We start from the raw sequence: 19,943 nt of genomic DNA on the forward strand, positions 1-19,943 counted from the left end.
ACCGGCCAATAATATGTCTGAAATATGTCGGTTGGAAAGCGGATTCTATGCTGCGCTGCAGAAGGATTCGACGGATAAGTCGAGGGGCCTCTCGGCAAGCCGTTGAAACTAATCGATTATATTCGATAATTTTTTGTTCACAGATTTTAACGTGCCGTTAAATTCGGCGATGGCCGGTTTACCTATGCGCCGAAAACATGGCGAATGGCCAACTGGTTGAAAATACGTGGAATTCGCAACCGATATCAGGTGGTCTTCACCAGCAGGCGATAGGCGCGGCCGTCGAGAATGACGAGGCCGAAACCGATCAGCGCCATGCCGGCGAATTCGCCGGGTGTCAGCCTTTCGCCCAGGAAAAGCACGCCGAGAAGGATGGCGCTCGGGGGCACCAGCAGGGTGACGAGCGAGGCGTTGGTGGCACCTGCCGCCGCCATGATCCGGAAATAGAGGATATAGGCGAAGGCGGTCGATACCAGCGCCAGCGCCAGCACGGCGACGAGAATATCGACCGGCGGCATCGGGAGCGTCCAGGGACGATCGGCCAGCAGCGACAGCGGCAGAGTTATCAGCGAGGATGCCGTCAACTGGCCGGCCGCTGTGACCGGTGCCGGAACATCCTTGAACCGCTTGCCGTAGGTGGCGGCAAAGCCATAGGAGACGGCGGCAAGTACGGGAAGCAGCAGAGCCCAGAGCGGCGCTTCACCGCCGGCCGCCAGGCCGGGGCCGATCAGCACGATCGTTCCGGCGAGGCCGACGAGGCAGCCGGCGATCTTTGCCGAAGACAGCTTCTCATCGGATGTGAAGTAGTTGGCAATCAGCACGGTCCAGATCGGCGTCGTCGCGTTCAGGATCGCGGCAAGGCCGGCGCCGATACGGGTCTGGCCGAAAAAGATCAACGCATGCGGCAGAGCATTGTTGATCAGACCGAGGATCAGGAATTCGCGCCAGCGGACCTTGAGGATCGAATAGACGTCGAAGCGGCCGGCGATATAGACGTGCAGCGCCAGCGCGGCGAGCAGCAGCCGGAGGAAGACCAGGGTCAGCGGCGGCACGTGCTGGACGGCAATGCGGGCAAAGAAGAAGGAGCCTCCCCAGATCAGGCCGAGCAGGAGCAGCAGGGCCCAGGTCCAGGCATTCATTCTGCTGTCCATACCGGTTCCTCCACCGTAAGCCGCTCGGTTGCCAAAAGCCGGCACCAGCTTTCAGGGCTCATGCTTAGCGCAGACGGCAGACCGCGCCACCCGTTTCTTGCGAAGCGGGTGACGGTGAGGTGCTGGCGGCGATCAGAGAGCGTTGAGAAGGGCAGGCGTCGCCCAGCCGTCTGCCGGCATGCCGAGGCGCTGCTGTTCTTTCTGGATCGCGACACGGGTGCCGGAGCCGAGGATGCCGTCGATCTCGCCGACATCATGGCCGAGCGACTGCAGCTTGGTCTGCAGCGTCTTCATCTGGTCGTTGGCGAGCCCCTGTTCCGGCACGCCCTTGAGATAGGTCGGGGCGCCGGAAAGCCGCGTCCCGAAATAAGCGGCCGAAGTCGTGTAGATGAACGACTTGTTCCATTCGAGATAGATCTTGAAATTCGGGTAGGCGATGAAGGCCGGTCCCATGCGGCCCTGTGGCAGCACCAGGTCGCCTTCCAGGTCGCCGAAGGCGGTATTGCCGTCGCGCGGCTTGACGCCGAGGGCGAACCATTCGCCCGCCTTCATCGTGCCGCCGAGGCCGGATTTCTCCCAGGGCAGGTTATCGGGCAGGGTGACTTCCTGCAGCCAGGGCTGGCCGCGCTCGAAGCCGAGATGCTGGATGAACTTCGCCGCCGTCAGGATGGCGTCCGGGCCGCTCTGCTTCAGGCGGACATGACCGTCGCCGTCGCCGTCCATGCCGTAGGCGATGATGTCGCGCGGCAGCATCTGCACCTGGCCGATCTCGCCGGCCCAGGCGCCGGTATTGGTGGCGGGGTCGAGATCGCCGTGCTGGACCATCTCGATGAGGGCGATCAGCTGCGGGCGGAAGAGCTCCGGACGGCGGCAGTCATGCGACAGCGTCACCAGGGCGTTGCGGGTGTTGAAATCGCCCTGGACGGCGCCGAAATCGGTTTCCATCGCCCAGAAGGCGGTGATGACGCCGGCGGGAACGCCGAATTCCTGCTCGGCGCGGGCAAAGACGTCGGCATATTGCTTCATCTTCTGGCGGCCGATGTCGAGGCGGGCCTGGCTGACGGTGCGCTGGGAGAATTCGAGGAAGGTTTGCTTGAAGACGCCCTGGGCGCGATCCCGGCTCAGAACCTTGGCGTCGATCTCGGCGCCGGCAAGGGCGGCGTCGGCGGCTGCCGCACTTGCGCCGGCGGCAACAGCATCCTTCTTGACGCCTTCGAGGAAGGCGGAGAGATCGCCGCCGCAGGGCGCGGCCGGGGCTGCGTCCGGCGCCTGCTGGGCGGCCGCGCCGCCGGCGATGGCGAGGGCAAACAGAAGGGCGAGTGCAGAGCGGCTTGCGAGCGAGCGGTGCATGGATGCGGTCCTTATATCAAACAGATTGCCGTCGCTTTCACAGAGGAATGTGACGGAAGCAAGAAACATCAGAAGACGTTACTAAGAATTTCTATCCTTGGAAACGGCGGCGACCCAATTGTTCCAGTTCTTTGCACTGCCGGCAAAGACATTGATATCGGTCGGGCCGCTGATGCCGGGAATGACGCCGGTCGAGGTATATTGCCAGAAGGCCCAGCGGCGGTCGGAATAGGTGACCTCGGGGTGTTTTGCCACCGAACGGACCCAGAAATGATAATCCTGGAAATAGCCGGCGAGATTGTCGCGGTGGAAATCGACCGAGGTGTAGATGATCGGGCGCTTGCCGTAATAGGCCTCCAGCCGGTCCATGAAACGTTGCATCTCGGCGCGCACTGTTTCCGGATCGGGACGATAGCGGCAGGTCTTCGATTCGGCGTTCCATTCGACGTCGAGCACCGGCGGCAGGCGCATGGCCTCCTTCGGCACGTTGCGGATGAACCAGTCGGCCTGCTGATCGGCTGAAGAGCAGAAATAATAGAAATGATAGGGCGCGTGCGGGATACCGGCGGCGCGGGCCTCGCGCCAGTATTCGTCGAAGCGCGGATCGACCCGGTCCTTGCCTTCCGTCGCCTTGATGAAGGCGAAGGCGACGCCGGAATTCTTCACCGTGCCCCAATCGATATCGCCCTGCCATTTGGAGATGTCGATGCCGTGGACCGCGTTCTGCTGCGGATGCTTCGGGCCGAAGTCCTGCGGATCGGTATCCTTGAAGCGCGTCTTCGGCTTGATCGATGCTGTTTCGAGATAGTCGTGGCCAGAAGAGGAGCAGCCTGCCAGGAGAATGGCCAGGGGCAAAACGCAAAACAAAAGCCGGCGCATGGGCGTCCCGTCGTAACTCGAATGATCTTTTTGCCCCACAGCCTGACCTTCGAAAAAGACGAGTCGGCAGAGGATAACCCTCTTTTCACCATATCAACGTAAAAAATCGGTTAGTTTCAAGCGAATTATGAGCGCTTGCTGATAATGGCCGCCCGCCAAGCATAGCCGCCACCGACGGTATCGAACACCAATCTCGCGTTATTTTCATGGGCTTGCGCTTCCAGGACCTCGCGCAGATCAGAGCGCGGGGTGACGTGGAATTTTGCAAGCCATGACTGCAGCATGCGGCGGAACCAGCCGGGCAGGCCTTCCTGCTGGCCGAAGTCGACGATGTGCAGCTGGCCGCCGGGATTGAGTGCGGCGATCGATGCATCTACGGCGCGCTCCCAGTCCGGGATCATCGACAGGGCATAGGAAATCAGGATGCGGTCGAAGCCGCTGACGCCGAATTCGCGCGGCGTGAAGGCCGTGGCGTCGGCGACGCGGAATTCCGGGATCGTCGCCTTGGTGGCGAAGGTCTTGCGCGCCGAGATCAGCATTTCCTGGGAAATGTCGAGGCCGAACAGCTTGGCGGTCGGGAAACGCCGATGGGCAAAGGCCATGTTGCGGCCGGTGCCGCAGCCGACTTCGAGCAGCGCGCCGCCCTCGGGCACGTCGAGATTGCGGATCGTGTTGTCGCGGCCGAGAAGATAATATTTGCGTGTCAGGTCGTAGATATGGCGCTGGTAGCGATACATGCCATCCATCAGGCTGGCATGTTCGCCGCTCTCTCCTGCCGTCTCGGTGCCGGCCTTGCTCACGCCTTCTTCCCGTAGATGTGGAAACCGCCATAGATCGCCGAGCGATCGAGCGCCGTCAGCTCCCGCGACTTCTCCTCGAAGTAATCCCACTGGTCGCGGATCGAGGGAGACAGGCGGCCTTCGATGATGCTCTTTTCGGCGGCGGTGCGGAAGATCACCCGGGCGCCGTCGCGCGCCGTGCGGGTGATTTCCCGCCAGACGTCGTTCAGCTGTTCATCCGTCATCCAGTCCTGCGCGTCGAGCAGGATGTAACGGTCGCGCGAGGCGGCCGGCTCGCGGGCCAGAAGCTCGGTGAAGCTTGCATGATGGACGTTGACGCGGTCGACATTGGCGCGGATCACCTCGTAGTGCTCCGACTTCAGATAGGTCGGCAGCGGGCCTTCCTCTTCAGTGCCGTAGCGGCGGCCGAAGGCCTGCCAGGCGAAATAATTGTCGCGCATCGGGAAATGACAGGCGAGCTTTTCCAGGCGGTGCTTCAGCACCGGCGCGATCGAATGATCGGCGGCGAGGCTTGCGAGCTCGTCATATTGCTGCGGCGGAATGCCGAGGCCGAAGAGCGAGCTCTTGCGGCCGGTGATCCAGCGCACCACCGGCTTTTCGAACAGCGGCGCGATCTGGTCGTCGAAGAACTGGCGCTGCTCGCGGATCGAGCGGGTCTTGGTCATCTCGCGCAGCTTGACGCCATGCAGGCGGGCAAGAAGATGGGCCGCGCCGATGAAACGGCCGAGCAGGCCGGTTTCGTAGATGTTGCGGTCGAAGACGGTGACGCGGCGGCGTCCGAACTTGCGGCCGTTCCAATAGCTGCGGGTCGCCTCGTCGAGCTTGGCGGCGAGATGCCGGTCGTAGGCGCGGCTGTTCGACTTCTCGTTCGGCATTGCCAGGAAGCGGACGAGATCGGCATGACCCGGCAGATGCTTGAAGGCGGCAAGTTTCAGGCGGTTCAGCGCGATATGGTGCGGGTTGAGATCGACGACGTCGATCGAGGCCGGCGCCTTGGAGAGATAGGCGAGCATGTTGCAGCCGCCGGAGCCGATGGTGACGATGCGGTGGTTCGGCTTCAGCTCCATCGCCTGCATGTCGAGATCCGGATCCTCCCAGATCTGCGGATAGACGAGGCCGGAAAAGAGAAGGCCGAAGAGACGCTCGGAAAAACCGTCCTTTGAAAAAGCCTTGTGGCGGAGAAGGGCGTCCTTGAGTTTCCGGTTCTTGCGGAAGCCGGCATCCGGTGCAAATTCTGACATGAGTCTGTCACCTTTTTAGCGTTCAGGGCGTGTAGCGCGCCACTGCTACAGTTTGATGACGTGGGCTGTGGGGCGCCGCTCGCCGGGAAGATCGCCCTCCTGGTAAAGTGATCGCGAGGGCGGCTCTTTTTCGCGGCCGCCTCTTTCCGGCGCGTGCGATTCCTGCTTCTCTCCCGGCATGGAGGAATGCCATGCGATTTGTCCTGCGTATCCTGAAGGCGCTTGCTCTCCTTGTCGTGCTCGCCGTCATCGCCGTCGCCGGTTGGCTCTTCGTCCAGCCGCCGGAACTGCTGCGTGTCGGCGACGGCTATGCCGCCAAGATCGTCTGCTCCAACGTCTTCATATCAGGCCGGGAGGCCGATGAGGTGCTCCATGACGATGTCCAGGCGCCCGGAAATCCGCTGCTCCGGCTGGTGCGCGTCGGCGTCGACCGCGACAGCGACCGTGTGACGGCCCGCTTCATGGGACTGTTTGCGCCGAGTTATGCGCTCTATCGCGGTGCTTTCGGCTGCACGAGCGTGCCGGACGGCAATTTCGAGGCGGCGGCGAAGGCGGTGCCTTTCGATGCGCCGGCCAGGGCGGAGGTGAACGAGGCTCTGTGGCCGGAGGGTGAGAGCGCCGGCGATCGGCCGGACGGGAAGATCGCCGCGCTGCTTGCCGATGAGAGAGTTGCCGGCCCGGCCATGCGGGCGATCGTCGTGGTGCGCAATGGCCGCATCGTCACTGAGGCCTACGGTCCCGGCTTCTCGGCGAAGACGCCGCTGATCGGCTGGTCGATGACGAAGACGGTGAATGCTGCGATTGTCGGCCGGCTGATGCTCGACGGCAAGATCTCCTTCGACGATGACAATCTGCTGGCGCAATGGAAGAACGACGGGCGCGCCAGGATCAAAGTCTCCGACCTGCTCGGCATGGAGAGCGGCCTTGCCTTCAACGAGGATTATGGCGATGTCGCCGATGTGACGCGTATGCTTTATCTCGATCCCGACATGGTATCGCTGCCGGCCAACGCACCGATGGAGGCAGAGCCGGGCAAGCGTTTCCGCTATTCGAGCGGCACGGCGGTGCTTTTGTCACGCATCTGGATGGACAGGGTCGGCAATGCACAGGCGGCCTTTTCCTATCCTGACGACGCGCTGTTTTCGCCGCTCGGCATGACGAGCGCCGTTTTCGAGCTCGATGCGCGCGGCACCTTTGCCGGAAGCTCCTACCTCTATGCGACGGCGCATGACTGGGCGCGCTTCGGGCAGTTCCTGCTGCAGGACGGCGTCTGGAACGGCCAGCGGCTGTTGCCGGAAGGTTTCGTCGGCGCCATGCGCACCCCGACGACGGCGTCGAACGGCCGTTATACGCAGGGCCAGGCCTGGCTTGCGCCCGGCGGCTCGAATGCAAAATTCGGGCTGCCCGAGGATACGTTCTGGCTGACGGGGCATGACGGGCAGAGCATGGCGATCGTACCGTCCGCCAATCTGGTCGTCATCCGGCTCGGGCTGACGCCGAGTTGGCTGGGCTATCAGCCGCAGACGCTTCTCAAAGCGGTCCTGGCGGCCTTGCCGCTAGCGGGAGCCCCGCAACAGCAGGCCGGGTCGCCACGGCAGAACCAGCCGCAGCCATAGGCTCGCAGTGCCGCTCGGCGGTTATCGATCTTGGTCGTCTCAGTAATTGCCCTGGGCGATGTCGGTCATGCCCTTGCGCTTGGCGTCGTAATAATAGCCGCGCGCATAGAGGCGCACGGCATCGTCTTCCTTGCTGTCGGAGACGAGCCAGGCGCCGCGCAGATATTTCGCGGCATATTTGATGTTGGTCTCGGCATCGAAGAGACCGCCCGGGGCGCCGTCATACCCCATGGATTTAGCCGTGTTGTACTTGATCTGCATGAGGCCGAAATAGCCGCGCTTGTTGTAAGCCTTCGGATTGTAGCGGCTCTCGCGATGGACGATGCGGTGGAGCAGCGTCTCAGGAATTTCGTAGAGCTTCGAATATTTCTGAATGAGCTTGGTGACGAAGCTTTTTTCGACGGTCGGCGCATCGTCCTTGTCGTCGTCGCTGAACATCGGCGGCGCCGTCGGCGGATCGATCGGCCCGGATTCATCGAAACCGTAGTCCATGCTGGCACGCGGCGTCGTATCGACTGCGGCAAGTGCCGCAAGCGCGCCGTTCTGCGGTGTCGCGGCAAAGGCAAGCTGGGTCGCCGGCTGTGCTGAGGCTCCCGGACGCGGCGTCGGCACCACGGACTGGATCGCCGTCATCTCGGGTGTCAGCGGGATTTGCGCATAGGCAGCCGGCTGCATGGTGAGATCGGCAGGCTGAGAGGCGGTCACGGTCGGCATCGCCGTCGCGGTCAGGGCAGGAGATGCCTGGGGAAGAGTGGCGCCGGCGACCGCCTGACCGGCTGTGCCTTCGGCTGTCGGGATTGCGGCAAGGGTTGCGTCTTCGCCGGGTTTCGGCATCGGCACCACGGTCTGGGCAGCTGTCAGTTCGGCCTGAGAGGTGTATTCGACGCTCGTGCAGCCGGTGATCACACCGCAGCAGAGCACCGTGGAAACGACAAGACCGCGTTTCAGGCCGGACAATCCGATCGCTACCATTCCGTCACTTTCGTGAAATCGCGCCGCCCCGGCAGCGTTATAAAAGTTACTAAAAAGCTTAAATCCGACGACCCCATTAACCTATTCGTGACATTCCGGCAACCACGGAATATTTCTAAGCTGCAATACGGCGATACCCGGCCGTCACGGCGCCTGCAGCGATCAGCAGAGTCCCGCCGGTGCGGTTTACGGCGCGCTGGACGCTCGCCTTGCGAATCAGCCCGCGGGCGGAATGGGCAAGAAACGCATAAGTGGAAGCGTTGAGGATCGCCAGCACGAGGAAGGTCGCTTCCATGATCGCCATCTGCCCGAGGAAGGGCAGGGCCGGGTTGAGGAACTGCGGCACGAAGGCGACGAAGAAGACGATGCTCTTAGGATTGAGGGCGGTGACGACATAGGCGTGGAGGAAGATCTTGAGCGACTTCTCCTCCGGCAGATTGTCGTTGTCGGCGATGGGCTCGCCGATGACAGGAGCTCGCCAGAGCTTGATTCCCAGCCAGATCAGATAGGCGCCGCCGATCCACTTCAAGACGGTGAAGAGGGTGGCGGAGGCGGCCAGGACCGCGCCGAGACCGAAGAGAGACGCAGTCATCGCGGTGAAGTCACCAAGCGCCACACCACTCACCGTCGCCAACGCCGTCCTGCGCCCATGACCGAGCGCATAGGAAACGACGAGCAGTATCGTCGGCCCCGGTATGGCCAGCATGATGGCGGATGCGGCCGCAAAAGCGAGCCAGGCTTCAAACGACATGGTGTCTCCTCCTATTCCTCAGGAACAAGCAAAGACATCATATTAACCATCCGTCAATCACGCTTCTTTGTATTTCTGGCCTATATTGTCCATGACTTCGGCAAACCATGCCGTCGAAAGGTCAAAAGCCTTGCCGCCCTTGATGCGCGGGAATTCTATAGTGCGCAATTTACCGTTTTGCGCTTCATCGTGCCCGGTGACGCCGGAGACTTTGTTGAGCGCGCTTTCTACGGCGAGGTCGACCATGCTCTGGATCAGCCGGAGGTCGTCGCCGTTGGCCGGCGCCGAGCGGGCGAAGTAGCCCGATTTCTGCACGAGCGAACGTTCGGCGTTCAACAGGCTGGCGAACTGCTTCTGGAACCAGGCGCCGACATTGATCGTGTCGATCTTCACATGGCCGAAGGCGTCGCGCTTGACCGTCTCGCCGGCCGCTTCGCGCTCGGCGACGATGGCGTCGAGGCAGGCGCCTTCAGAGACGAAGACCGTGGCGTGGCCGTTGCGGTCCATGCTCTCCTTCAGGCGGGCGGCCTCGGCGTCGAGGTCGAAAGCCATCTCGGGCAGGTAGACGGCGTCGATGCTCTTCAGATGCGCGTCCATCATCAGGCCGTCGACATACTGGTTGCGGCTGGTGCGCTGGAGATAGGCGCGGGCGGTGGCGGCCGTCAGCCAGCCGCAATGGCGGCCCATGACCTCGTGGATGACGAGGGTGCGGGGGGCGGCCGTCTGTTCGTTGCCGACATTGTCGAAGAAATGCGCGCCGACTTCTGCCGCCGTCCAGGCGCCGAGCGACTGGCGGATCGGCACGACGTCGTTGTCAACAGTCTTCGGCAGGCCGACGACGGTCAGATTGTAACCGTTGGCGGCGAGATAGGCGGCAAGGTCGGCGGCGGTGGTGTTGGTGTCGTCGCCACCGATCGTGTGGAGAATGGTGATACCGTCATTGGCGAGGCGTTCGGCGGCGACCCGCAGCGGGTTATCGCCTTCCTTGACCAGGCCGCGCTTGACGCAATCGGCAGCATTGGTGAGCTTGACGCGGCTGTTGCCGATCGGCGAGCCGCCATAACGATGCAGCAGCGGCGCCTTTTCGCGCATCTCGCGGGTGATCTCGATGCTGTCGCCGATGAGTACGCCTTGATAGCCGGACTTGTAGGCGACGATATCGATGTCGGGGGCGATGTCGCTGTAGCGTTCGATGAGGCCGCCGACGGCGGAGGAAAGACAGGGCGCCAGGCCTCCGGCGGTCAGCATTGCGACTTTCTGCTTGGCCATGATCCCTCCTATGGCGTTTCGGTGCGCGGTGTCAGCTATCGGCGTCTCTCGGAATTCGATTCAAGCGACGCGCCTAGCTCATTGTTTTCATGCATGTCGTCATCCCGGACCCGCTGCACATTTCCAGGCGACATGCATGAGCGCATGGATGCGGCAGGGAAAGGAGCCTGTAAAGTAAAGAATTTACGAAAACGCGCCTTTCTGCGGCGTGGCGACCGGAAGAGCTGATATAATCGTTTCAAGCCCGTTCTGACTGTCGCGAACTCTTGTGGAAATTGCCGGCGCGCGCGCTCCGAAGCGGAGGTGCCGGGCGCAGGAGGACGCTTTGCTGCGGTGCGACAATTACCAAATCGTGAAAACTGTGTTCGGCCCTACGACCAATAGTCGCCTTGCAAAGGCTACGATTCTTTGGTCAAGCTGTTTGGTATAAGTTGACAAGTGTGCGAGATTTTCGATGTCCTTCTGGGAAAAACTGTTGAATGCCATCGGCAATACCGCGGGCAATGCGCTGTCTGCGGTGGTCGAGGCTATCCGAACGGTTTTCGAAGGCGATCCCGAGACCCGGCGCAAGGTGGCTTTCTCCGTGGCGATCATCGCGCTGTCGGCCAAGATGGCCAAGGCCGACGGCATCGTCAGCGAGAAGGAGGTCGAAGCCTTCCGCGAAATCTTCGAATTCCCAGAGGATCAGGCAAAGAACGTCGCCAGGCTTTACAATCTCGCACGCCAGGATGTTGCCGGCTATGAGGCCTATGCCGAGCGGCTCTCGACGCTCTGCGTCACCTGCGCGGCCAATTGCCCGGTGCTGGAAGACGTGCTCGACGGCCTCTTCCACATCGCCAAGGCCGATGGGCTGATCCACGAGAAGGAACTGAATTTCCTCGGCCATATCGCCGAGATCTTCCAGATGAGCGAGACCCGCTTCGAGCAGATCGCCGCCCGCCATGTCTCCACAGGCGGCGATCCCTACAAGGTGCTCGGCGTCTCGCCTTCGGATGATTTCCTGACCATTCGCCGCCGTTACCACGGCCTCGTCAGCGAACATCATCCCGACCGGCTGATCTCGCGCGGCGTGCCGAAGGAATTCCATGTGATCGCCAACGAACGCATGGCGGCGCTGAACGCGGCCTATGCGGCGATCGAGAAGGAACGCCGCGCCGCATGACCTCGTTCGAGGCCGATTGCAGAAGCGCCCGCGTGCAGCCTTCGCCGAACCACGGCGAGCGGGCGGGCGGGCGCCGTCCTGATATGATCTTGCTGCACTATACCGGCATGCCGACGGCAAAAGGCGCGCTCGACTGGCTCTGTCGCGCCGAGAGCCAGGTCTCCAGCCATTATTTCGTGCATGAGACGGGCGAGGTGGTGCAACTGGTGCCGGAGGCGCGGCGGGCCTGGCACGCGGGAAAGAGCAGCTGGCACGGCGAGACTGATATCAATTCGCTGTCGATCGGCATCGAGATCGCCAATGCCGGCCATCCCGGCGGGCTTCCCGATTACCCAAAAGAGCAGATCGCCGCGGTGATCGAATTGTGTCGCGACTGTGTCAAACGTTGGTCGATCGTGCCTGAACGGGTGCTTGGGCATTCCGATGTTGCGCCGATTCGCAAGGTCGATCCGGGCGAAAAATTTCCTTGGGCCGCGCTCCACCAAGCGGGCATCGGCCACTGGGTCGAGCCGGCAACGATCACCGGCGGGCGCTTCTTTCAGCGCGGCGATACCGGCCAACCTGTGGAAGCGCTGCAGTCGATGCTGTCGCTTTATGGTTATGGAACTGAAATCACAGGAAAATTCTCGGAAAAAATGGCTGGTGACGTCGAAGCTTTCCAGAGGCATTTTCGGCCCGAACGAATAGATGGCATCGCCGATTTCTCGACGATCGACACGTTGCACCGGCTACTGTCGGCTTTACCGCGTTATTCCTGATTCCTCGACAATTGCTGAAACGCCGAATTTCGCACTGCAGCGCGAAATTCGACCTGCCACATCATTTCCCTATTATCTCCTCATTACGATGGTTTAAGAACGTCGCCAAGCGGTTCTCGGGCCTGTTTTCGAGTTAAACCACGGGCGCTATGTGAAACGATAAGAATTACCGCGAATCCAGATCGGTACTTGATCTGATATTCATTGTGACAGCGAGGCGCGCAGTCCGGAAATTCTTTGGGTCGGAGTGTTCAAGACTACATGAGAAAACTGATTGTTGTTGCTGCAGCATGCGTTGGCATGCTGCTGGCCGGAAATAGCTTTGCCTTTGCGAATGACTGGGGTGTGCGAGCTGATGCGCCGGTGAAGAAAGCCGAGCGCCCGTCGAAGAAGACAGAGCGTCCCTTGAAGAAAGCGGAGCGTTCGGTCAAGCCGGCGAAGCGTCCGCTCAAAACGGCGGAACGCCCGCTGAAGACGGTCGAGCGCCAGAGCGGTTATTCCGTCGCCAATGTTTCCGGCAATTCGTATTCCGCACTGATCAGCAAATATGCGAACCAATATAATGTACCGGTTGCGCTTGCGACCGCGGTCATCCGCATCGAAAGCAATTTCAATCCGAATGCGCGCGGCAGCCACGGTGAAATCGGCCTGATGCAGATAAAGCCTGCAACTGCCCGCATGATGGGCTATTCCGGCAGCGCCAAGGGCCTGTTCGATCCGGAAACCAACATCAAGTACGGCATGAAATATCTGGCTGCCGCCCATGATCTCGGTGGTGGCGAGACCTGCAACACCATCCTCAAATACAATGCCGGCCATGGCGCCACGCGCATGAACCCGGTGTCCAAGTCCTATTGCGGCAAGGTTCTGGCAATGCTTTGAGCCTGAAGCGCTTATCCCTGATAAGAGCTGGATGATTCAAGGTGACTGCCATGGTATCGCTGGAATTCAGCGAGGTGGGATATGGCAGTCGATTTCAGGTTCATCATCATCGGACGCGGCATGATGGGTGCCGCGGCCGCCCGGCATCTCTCCGCGATGGCCGACGGCATCGCGCTGATCGGCCCATGCGAGCCGGCTGAGCGCAAAGCTCATGATGGCGTCTTCGCCAGCCATTACGACGAAGCGCGTATCACCCGCACCTTCGACGGCAATCTGGCCTGGGGAACCTTCGCCGCCCGCGCGCTCGACCGCTACCGCGAGATCGAGGCAAGGAGCGGCATTTCCTTTTATTCGGAGGTCGGCTGCCTGTTTGCCGGTCCGACGCCAAGGGATGAGCACGACTATATCAACCGGGCGCTAACCGCCAGCCGGACGCTCGGCAGCGATATCGAGACCATCGCGCCGTCGGACCTTGGCCAACGTTTTCCCTATCTTGCCGTCGATCCAGATTTCACCGGATATTTCGAGCGCAAGCGCGCCGGGCACATCAATCCGCGGGCGCTGGTGCGGGCGCAGGCGAGGCTTGCCGAACAGGGCGGCGTCTCGCTGATCGAAGCAGTCGCCATATCCGTGCGCGACGCCGGTTCCCATGTCGAAGTGACGGCCGGCGGCAGAAGCTACAGTGCCGAGCGCGTGTTGGTCGCTGCCGGCGGTTTCAGCAATTTCAATGCCCTGCTGCCGCGTCCCGTCGATACCAGGGTGATGGCGCGCACGGTCGCCTTCTACGAGATCGGCGAGCGCGAGATGGCAATCTTCGGCGATATGCCGTCGACGATCGTGCTCGGCGACCGGGAGGAGGATCACATCTATATCCTGCCGCCGGTGCGTTACCCCGGCGGCAAGACCTATCTGAAACTCGGCGGCGACACCGAGATGCAGTCTTTCAGAGCGCTGGAGGATGTCGGCGCGTGGTTCCGTTCCGATGGCAGCGTGGCCGAGCGCGAGCATCTCGCGCGCATCGCCCTGGAGTTGATGCCAGCGCTTGCCGGCTGCCCGGTCACTTCGGGACCTTGCGTGGCGAATTTCACGCCGACCGGTTATCCCTATGCCGGATTTACTCAGTCGCCGCGCATCGCGGTGCTCACCGGCGGCAATTTTGTCGCGGCCAAATCTTCCGACGAACTCGGGCGATTGGGCGCCGTGCTTCTGGCCGAAGGGGCGCTCGGCGACAAGGATTTCGGCGGCGAACTGACGCCGGTCTTTGCCTGAAAGGGGGCGTCATGGCAGTCGATTTCAAATATATCGTCGTCGGTCGCGGGCTGATGGGGGCTGCGGCGGCGCGGCATCTGGCGCGGCAGGCGGATGGCGTGGCGGTGATCGGCCCGGACGAGCCTGATGATCGCAAGGCGCATCAGGGCGTCTTCGCCAGCCATTACGACGAGGGGCGGATCACCCGCACCATCGATCCCGACCGCAACTGGGCGCTGCTCGCCAACCGCGCGATCGGTCGCTACCGCGAGATTGCCCGCGACAGCGGCATCGACTTCTATCGCGAGGTCGGCTGCGTTGTCGTCGCGCCTGATGGAAGCGATTATCTCCAGAGGACCCGGCAGGCGGCGGTCTCGCTCGGCGTCGAGACCCGCCTTCTCGATGAGACTGGGCTGAAAGCCGCCTTTCCGTACTTCGCCTTTCCCGATGACGCTGCCGGCGTCTTCGAGGCGAAGGGGGCGGGCCATATCAGCCCGCGCAGACTGGTCAAGGCGCAGTCGCTGCTGGCGGAAAAGGCGGGTGCCGCCGTCATTCGCGACCATGCCGTCTCGATCCGCAGCGTGGGCGGATCGGCTGTCGTCGAGACTGCCGGCGGCCGGAGCTATCGCGGTGAGAAGGTGCTGCTGGCAGCGGGCGGATTTTCCATTGCGGAGAATCTGTTGCCGCGTCCGGTTGCCATGACGGTTTATGGCCGGACGGTCACGCTTTTCGAGGTGAGCGAGATCGACGCGGCGCGCCTTGCGACCATGCCGTCGCTCATTCTCGATGTGCCCGGCACCCATATTTACCTGCTGCCGCCGATCCGTTATCCCGACGGCAAATTCTACCTGAAGATCGGCGGCGACCCCGACGATCTGGCGCTCGGCGACGAGGCAGCGATGCGCGCCTGGTTCAAAACCGAGGGGCGCCAGACCGTGCGCGTCTATCTCAAACGCATCGTCGAAGGGCTCGTGCCCGACATGGCGCCGCTGTCGATTTCGACGGCCGCCTGCGTCGTGTCGCAGACGGAAAGCGGCCATCCGATGATCGGCTATACCTCATCGCCGGAAATTGCGGTGCTGACGGGCTGTGCCGGCACCTCTGCCAAGAGCTCGGATGAAATCGGCCGGCTTGGGGCGGAGCTGCTTTTATCAGGCAGAATCAGCGAACAGGGCTACTCCACGGATTTCACACCGCAATTTCGCTAAATATATTTTGATTTAGGTGGCAATTGCCGTCTCTCTCGTTTATGGGACCCCTGCCAGTTGGCTGGGCAGCCGCGCTTTACCAATGCCGAAAGGCGGTAGGGTGAGGAAAGTCCGGGCTCCACGGAAACACGGTGCCGGATAACGTCCGGCGAGGGCGACCTCAGGGAAAGTGCCACAGAAAGCAAACCGCCTGTCATGACAGGTAAGGGTGAAAGGGTGGGGTAAGAGCCCACCGCATTTCCGGCAACGGATATGGCACGGTAAACCCCACCGGGAGCAAGACCGAATAGGGATGACGCGGCGGGCCGAAAGGCCTTCCGGCCGGTTTCCAGGCCAGTCATCCGGGTGGGTTGCGCGAGGCAGCGTGCGAGCGCTGTCCCAGAGGAATGGCTGCCACGTTCCGGTTCACGCCGGAGCCATACAGAACCCGGCTTACAGGCCAACTGGCGATTAACTTTTGTGGCGCGAACAAGCCCCGATTTCAGGAATCGCTTCCCGGTAAGCCGCTGAAATCGAATGTTTTCAAGCGGATGCTCATGCAATCTGCCCGGTGAAAATTCTTTTTCCAAAAGCAGCGTTGTGCGCCATCGCGAGAGGGGCGATCCTAACCCTTTGTTAAACTTAACGGCTTATAAATTTTTGATCATGCGTCTATTGCAAAATGGGCGCATCCCATTGACGCCCATATGGTCCCATGCTATCCCAAATGCGCACTGCACCAGGGCAATCACCTGCCCATTCATCGCAAAGCAAAGGCGTCTTCCTCTCCGGAAGCGTCGGAGGGGTTTTCGCTCATCCGGCTTGCGACGCTGTGCCTGATATCGGGAGTTTCGGGCGTCTTTTGGTCCGGATCCCTGCGGGAACGGATGTTTCGTGTGATGAGCCGCTTCCTTTCGAACGCGACCAACAGGATCGATGCCAAGGGCAGGGTTTCCGTGCCTTCGGCGTTTCGTTCCGTGCTGGCGCAGCGCAATGTTCAGGAGCTCTATTGCTTCCAGGACTTTGTGTTTCCGGCGATCAGCATCGGCGGTCCGGATCTTCTCGAAAGATTCGAGCGGCAGATTGCTGCGGAGGATCCGTTTTCGCCGGATGCGAACGAGATGTCGCTTCTCATTCACGGGGGCGGGGTCTTCATGAAGCTCGACGCCGAGGGGCGGCTGATGGTCACGGATTTCATTCGCGGCTTTACAGGCATCTCGGACGAAGTGACTTTCGTCGGTCGGGCGGATCATTTTCAGCTCTGGCAGCCGCAGGCTTTTGTGGCTGCGCAGGCGCAGGCACGAGGGGAGCGCAAGCTGGCGGGCAAGCGTTCCTGAAAGAACGAGGGAACGGAATGGTGGCGAATCCTGGCGGAGGTTCAACTGATGCCGGTGGCGGACCGGTTCGTCACATTCCTGTTCTTCTTGATGAGGTGCTTTCGGCGCTGGCGCCCGCGCCCGGCAAGCTCATCCTCGACGGTACGTTCGGAGCAGGCGGCTATACCTCGGCCATTCTTGCGGCCGGCGCCGAGGTGATCGCGCTCGACCGCGATCCGACGGCGATTGCGGCGGGCCAGGAAATGGTTTCTGCCCATGGCGGCCGGCTCCGGCTCGTTCATTCGCAATTTTCGCATCTTGCCGATTATGCACCGCAAGGCGGGCTTGACGGGGTCGTCCTCGATATCGGCGTTTCCTCCATGCAGATCGATGAGGCCGAACGCGGTTTCTCCTTCCAGAAGAGCGGCCCGCTCGACATGCGCATGTCGGCCGCAGGCGTTTCGGCCGCCGATGTCGTCAATCGCGCCAAGGTCGCCGATCTCATCCGCATCTTCCATTTTCTCGGCGAGGAAAGCCAGGCGCCGCGCATTGCCCATGCGATCGAGAAACGCCGCGAGGAAAAGCCGTTCGAGACGACACGCGATCTCGCCGGTCTCATCGAGCTGGTTACCCCGCGCAAGATGAAGGACAAGATCCATCCGGCGACACGCGTCTTCCAGGCCTTGCGCATCTTCGTCAACGACGAGCTCGGCGAACTCGCCCAGGCGCTGTTTGCCGCGGAAGCGGCGCTGAAGCCGGGCGGCAGGCTGGTCGTCGTCACCTTTCATTCGCTCGAAGACCGCATCGTCAAGAAATTCTTCTCCGACCGCGCCGGCAAGGCGTCGGGGTCTCGGCATCTGCCGGTCGCGCATGAGCGGGCGGCAACTTTTGCGGCGATCGGCAAGCCGATGGTTTCGGCAAGCGCGGCGGAGGCGGAGATAAATCCGCGCGCCCGCTCCGCCAAGCTGCGCGCCGGCCTGAGGACGGAGGCCGCCGCTGAAGCCGCGGATATGTCGCTCTTCGGGTTTCCCAATGTCGCCAGTCTCGGAAAGCTTGGAGGTTGATATGCTGAAAACGTTCGATCTCGTGCTCATCGGCGTTATGACGGCCACCGCCGCCGTCACCTACACGATCAAGCATCGCGCCGAATTGAAGCTCGAGGAGGTTCATCGCCTCGAAGCCGAGATCAAGCTCGAAGAGGACACGATCGACCTTCTCAAGGCCGACTGGGCGCTGCAATCGCAGCCGAACCGTCTGGAACGGCTGGTCAAGGCCTATGATGACGAACTGCAGCTGCAGCCGACGCAGTCGACGGCGCTGGTGCATGCCAAGGAATTGCCGATGCTGAAATCCGAGGTTCCCGTGCCTGACGTGACCGAGGCCAAGGCCAGCGCCAAGGGCGCGACCGAGGCCAGCGCCAAGGGTGCGACCGAGGCCAGCGCCAAGGGTGCAACCGAGGCCGGCGCCAAAGGTGCAGCCCTGGCCGGCGCCAAAGGCGGGACCGTCACGGCCAAGGCTCAGCCTGTTCCAAAACCCGCGCCGCGCGCTGCGGAGGAGGATGAAGCAGATGAGATCGAAACGGGGTCGGTGGAATAATGTCGTTTCTTTCCCGCATCATGGTGTTGAAGAGCCAGGCGCATTTCTCCGCCGGCGTTTATAACCGGTTCGGCGGCCCGTCCCCCGCCGGCCTGGCGATCGAGGGATCCCGCAAGAAAAAATCGGGGCAGGCAAAGAGCCGTGTCGGCCTGCTGATCCTCGGCTTCATGAGTGTCTATGTCATTATCGGCGGCCGTCTCGTCGAATATGCGATGAAGGATCAGGAGGTCGTCTCCAGCATCCTGCCGCCCGATCGGCTGATGGCCTCGCGCCCCGACATTCTCGACCGCAACGGCGAGGTGCTGGCAACCGATATCCGCACCGTCTCGCTGTTTGCCGAACCCAACAAGATCGTCGATGCCGACGAGGCGGTCGAGAAGCTTGCGACTGTTCTTCCCGAGCTCGACGTTCGGGATACCTATAAGAAGCTCTCGGTCAAAACCTCGCATTTCGCTTGGTTGCGCCGGCAACTGACGCCGAAGCAGCAGAGCCAGATCCTGGCGCTCGGCATTCCAGGCATCGGCTTCCGGCCGGAGAAGCGCCGCTTCTATCCGGGCGGCTCGACCGCCGCGCATATCCTCGGTTACGTCAACATCGACAACCGCGGCGTCGCCGGCATGGAGAAATATATCGACGACCAGGGGCTTGCCGATCTTGCCTCGGTCGGCATGACCAGCGACCAGCCTCTCGAGCCGGTACGGCTTTCGATCGACCTGCGCGTGCAGAACATCGTCCGGGACGCAGTCGTCAACGCCGTCAACAACTTCCAGTCCAAGGGGGCGGGGGCCGCCGTCATCGACGTGCATACCGGGGAGGTGCTGGCCATGGCATCGGCACCGGATTTCGATCCGAACGATCCGCAGGAAGGGGCCAAGGAGGGTTGGCTCAACCGGATGACCAACGGCACTTTCGAAATGGGATCGACCTTCAAGACCTTTTCGCTGGCGATGGCGCTCGACACCGGCAAGGTGAAGATGACCGACACATTCGATGCCAGCAAATCGATCTATATCGGCGGCTTCACCATCCACGATTTCCACGGGCAGCGCCGCTGGCTGACCGTGCCTGAGATTTTCCAGTATTCGTCGAATATCGGCACGGCGCGGGTCATCGATATCGTCGGCATCGACGCGCAGAAGGACTATCTGACCAAGTTCGGCCTCTTGACGAAGATGCAGACCGAACTGCCCGAGGTGAAGATGCCGAGCCAGCCGCGCGTCTGGAAGAAGATCAATTCGATCACGATTTCCTTCGGCCACGGCGTCTCGACGACGGCGCTGCAGACAGGGGTGGCGGCGGCCGCTCTGGTCAACGGCGGTAAGCTGATCGAGCCGACATTCCTGCCGCGCAGCCGCGAACAGGCCGATGAGATCGCCACGCAGGTCATCAAAAAGACGACCAGCGACGAAATCCGCTATCTGCTCGATTTCAACGGCTACAAGGGATCGGGCCGCGTCGCCCGCGTGCCGGGCTTTGCCGTCGGCAGCAAGACCGGTACGGCCGACAAGGTGGTGAACGGCCGTTATTCGGCGACTCTGAACTTCAATTCCTTCATTGCCGCATTCCCGATCAACGATCCAAGATATGCCGTGATCACCTTCTGCGACGAGCCGAAAACCGGCGAGAAGCAATATGGCGGAACGATCTCTGCCGGTACCGCAGGCCCCATCGCCCGCGAGATCATCAGCCGCGCGGCTCCCATTCTCGGCATCGAGCCGAAATTCGGGGAGGGCGGATCGGCCTTGCTGGTGTCTTATTGAGTGTG

At 61.8% G+C, this 19,943-nt stretch carries 18 protein-coding genes and 1 other RNA gene; 11 read left to right on the plus strand and 8 right to left on the minus strand.

All coding sequences use genetic code 11. From position 1 onward, the window contains the following. Positions 1 to 245: 245 nt before the first annotated feature. The 5 genes from QMO80_RS20095 to QMO80_RS20115 all read right to left on the minus strand — a co-directional run bounded on the left by QMO80_RS20095 (position 246) and on the right by QMO80_RS20115 (position 5,421). Positions 246 to 1,151, minus strand: coding sequence for a DMT family transporter (locus tag QMO80_RS20095; RefSeq protein WP_283198058.1), 906 nt, complete (start codon positions 1,149 to 1,151; stop codon positions 246 to 248). A 132-nt stretch (positions 1,152 to 1,283) separates the two neighbouring features. After that, complete coding sequence (locus QMO80_RS20100; protein WP_283198059.1) at positions 1,284 to 2,501, minus strand: lytic murein transglycosylase; 1,218 nt, start codon at positions 2,499 to 2,501, stop codon at positions 1,284 to 1,286. 81 nt (positions 2,502 to 2,582) lie between these two features. Beyond that, the gene (locus tag QMO80_RS20105) at positions 2,583 to 3,380 is read right to left on the minus strand and encodes a GH25 family lysozyme (RefSeq protein WP_283198060.1); all 798 of its coding nucleotides are present in this window, start codon (positions 3,378 to 3,380) and stop codon (positions 2,583 to 2,585) included. A gap of 125 nt (positions 3,381 to 3,505) precedes the next feature. Continuing rightward, complete coding sequence (locus QMO80_RS20110; protein ID WP_283198061.1) at positions 3,506 to 4,180, minus strand: class I SAM-dependent methyltransferase; 675 nt, start codon at positions 4,178 to 4,180, stop codon at positions 3,506 to 3,508. Next, the gene (locus QMO80_RS20115; RefSeq protein WP_283198062.1) at positions 4,177 to 5,421 is read right to left on the minus strand and encodes a DUF3419 family protein; all 1,245 of its coding nucleotides are present in this window, start codon (positions 5,419 to 5,421) and stop codon (positions 4,177 to 4,179) included. Before QMO80_RS20115 ends, QMO80_RS20110 begins: the two co-directional genes overlap by 4 nt. Positions 5,422 to 5,612: 191 nt before the next feature. Between QMO80_RS20115 and QMO80_RS20120 the strand changes: the two genes are divergently transcribed. Continuing rightward, complete coding sequence (locus tag QMO80_RS20120) at positions 5,613 to 7,037, plus strand: serine hydrolase (RefSeq protein WP_283198063.1); 1,425 nt, start codon at positions 5,613 to 5,615, stop codon at positions 7,035 to 7,037. Between the two features lie 39 nt (positions 7,038 to 7,076). Here the strand turns inward: QMO80_RS20120 and QMO80_RS20125 are convergent, their stop codons facing one another. The 3 genes from QMO80_RS20125 to QMO80_RS20135 form a co-directional block, all read right to left on the minus strand. After that, a complete protein-coding gene (locus tag QMO80_RS20125; RefSeq protein WP_283198064.1) occupies positions 7,077 to 8,009 on the minus strand; it encodes a lytic transglycosylase domain-containing protein in 933 nt (310 codons plus the stop codon). Between the two features lie 115 nt (positions 8,010 to 8,124). Beyond that, positions 8,125 to 8,760 carry a LysE family translocator gene (locus tag QMO80_RS20130; protein WP_283198065.1) on the minus strand — a complete coding sequence of 212 codons (636 nt, stop codon included), beginning with the start codon at positions 8,758 to 8,760 and terminating at the stop codon, positions 8,125 to 8,127. 57 nt (positions 8,761 to 8,817) lie between these two features. After that, the gene (locus QMO80_RS20135; RefSeq protein ID WP_283198066.1) at positions 8,818 to 10,029 is read right to left on the minus strand and encodes a pyrophosphate--fructose-6-phosphate 1-phosphotransferase; all 1,212 of its coding nucleotides are present in this window, start codon (positions 10,027 to 10,029) and stop codon (positions 8,818 to 8,820) included. A gap of 454 nt (positions 10,030 to 10,483) precedes the next feature. Here QMO80_RS20135 and QMO80_RS20140 point away from each other — a divergent pair, with 454 nt between their 5' ends. The 10 genes from QMO80_RS20140 (at position 10,484) to QMO80_RS20185 (ending at position 19,938) form a co-directional block, all read left to right on the plus strand. Next, the gene (locus QMO80_RS20140) at positions 10,484 to 11,191 is read left to right on the plus strand and encodes a DnaJ family molecular chaperone (RefSeq protein ID WP_283198067.1); all 708 of its coding nucleotides are present in this window, start codon (positions 10,484 to 10,486) and stop codon (positions 11,189 to 11,191) included. Beyond that, a complete protein-coding gene (locus QMO80_RS20145; RefSeq protein ID WP_283198068.1) occupies positions 11,188 to 11,949 on the plus strand; it encodes an N-acetylmuramoyl-L-alanine amidase in 762 nt (253 codons plus the stop codon). The genes QMO80_RS20140 and QMO80_RS20145 overlap by 4 nt, the downstream gene beginning before the upstream one ends. Positions 11,950 to 12,210: 261 nt before the next feature. Next, positions 12,211 to 12,831, plus strand: coding sequence for a lytic transglycosylase domain-containing protein (locus tag QMO80_RS20150; protein ID WP_283198069.1), 621 nt, complete (start codon positions 12,211 to 12,213; stop codon positions 12,829 to 12,831). A gap of 81 nt (positions 12,832 to 12,912) precedes the next feature. Then, a complete protein-coding gene (locus tag QMO80_RS20155; protein ID WP_283198070.1) occupies positions 12,913 to 14,100 on the plus strand; it encodes an FAD-binding oxidoreductase in 1,188 nt (395 codons plus the stop codon). A gap of 11 nt (positions 14,101 to 14,111) precedes the next feature. After that, entirely contained in the window at positions 14,112 to 15,287 is a 1,176-nt protein-coding gene (locus tag QMO80_RS20160) for an FAD-binding oxidoreductase (RefSeq protein WP_283198071.1), read from the plus strand. A 53-nt stretch (positions 15,288 to 15,340) separates the two neighbouring features. Next, positions 15,341 to 15,738: RNase P RNA component class A (rnpB, locus tag QMO80_RS20165), an RNA gene on the plus strand. 427 nt (positions 15,739 to 16,165) lie between these two features. Next, a complete protein-coding gene (mraZ, locus tag QMO80_RS20170) occupies positions 16,166 to 16,603 on the plus strand; it encodes a division/cell wall cluster transcriptional repressor MraZ (RefSeq protein WP_025395324.1) in 438 nt (145 codons plus the stop codon). 17 nt (positions 16,604 to 16,620) lie between these two features. After that, the gene (rsmH, locus tag QMO80_RS20175) at positions 16,621 to 17,646 is read left to right on the plus strand and encodes a 16S rRNA (cytosine(1402)-N(4))-methyltransferase RsmH (protein ID WP_283198072.1); all 1,026 of its coding nucleotides are present in this window, start codon (positions 16,621 to 16,623) and stop codon (positions 17,644 to 17,646) included. A gap of 1 nt (position 17,647) precedes the next feature. Beyond that, positions 17,648 to 18,178 carry a hypothetical protein gene (locus tag QMO80_RS20180; protein WP_283198073.1) on the plus strand — a complete coding sequence of 177 codons (531 nt, stop codon included), beginning with the start codon at positions 17,648 to 17,650 and terminating at the stop codon, positions 18,176 to 18,178. Next, positions 18,178 to 19,938, plus strand: coding sequence for a penicillin-binding protein 2 (locus QMO80_RS20185; RefSeq protein ID WP_283198074.1), 1,761 nt, complete (start codon positions 18,178 to 18,180; stop codon positions 19,936 to 19,938). Before QMO80_RS20180 ends, QMO80_RS20185 begins: the two co-directional genes overlap by 1 nt. Positions 19,939 to 19,943 lie beyond the last annotated feature (5 nt).

The organism is Rhizobium sp. BT03 (assembly GCF_030053155.1).
Classification (GTDB): Bacteria; Pseudomonadota; Alphaproteobacteria; order Rhizobiales; family Rhizobiaceae; genus Rhizobium.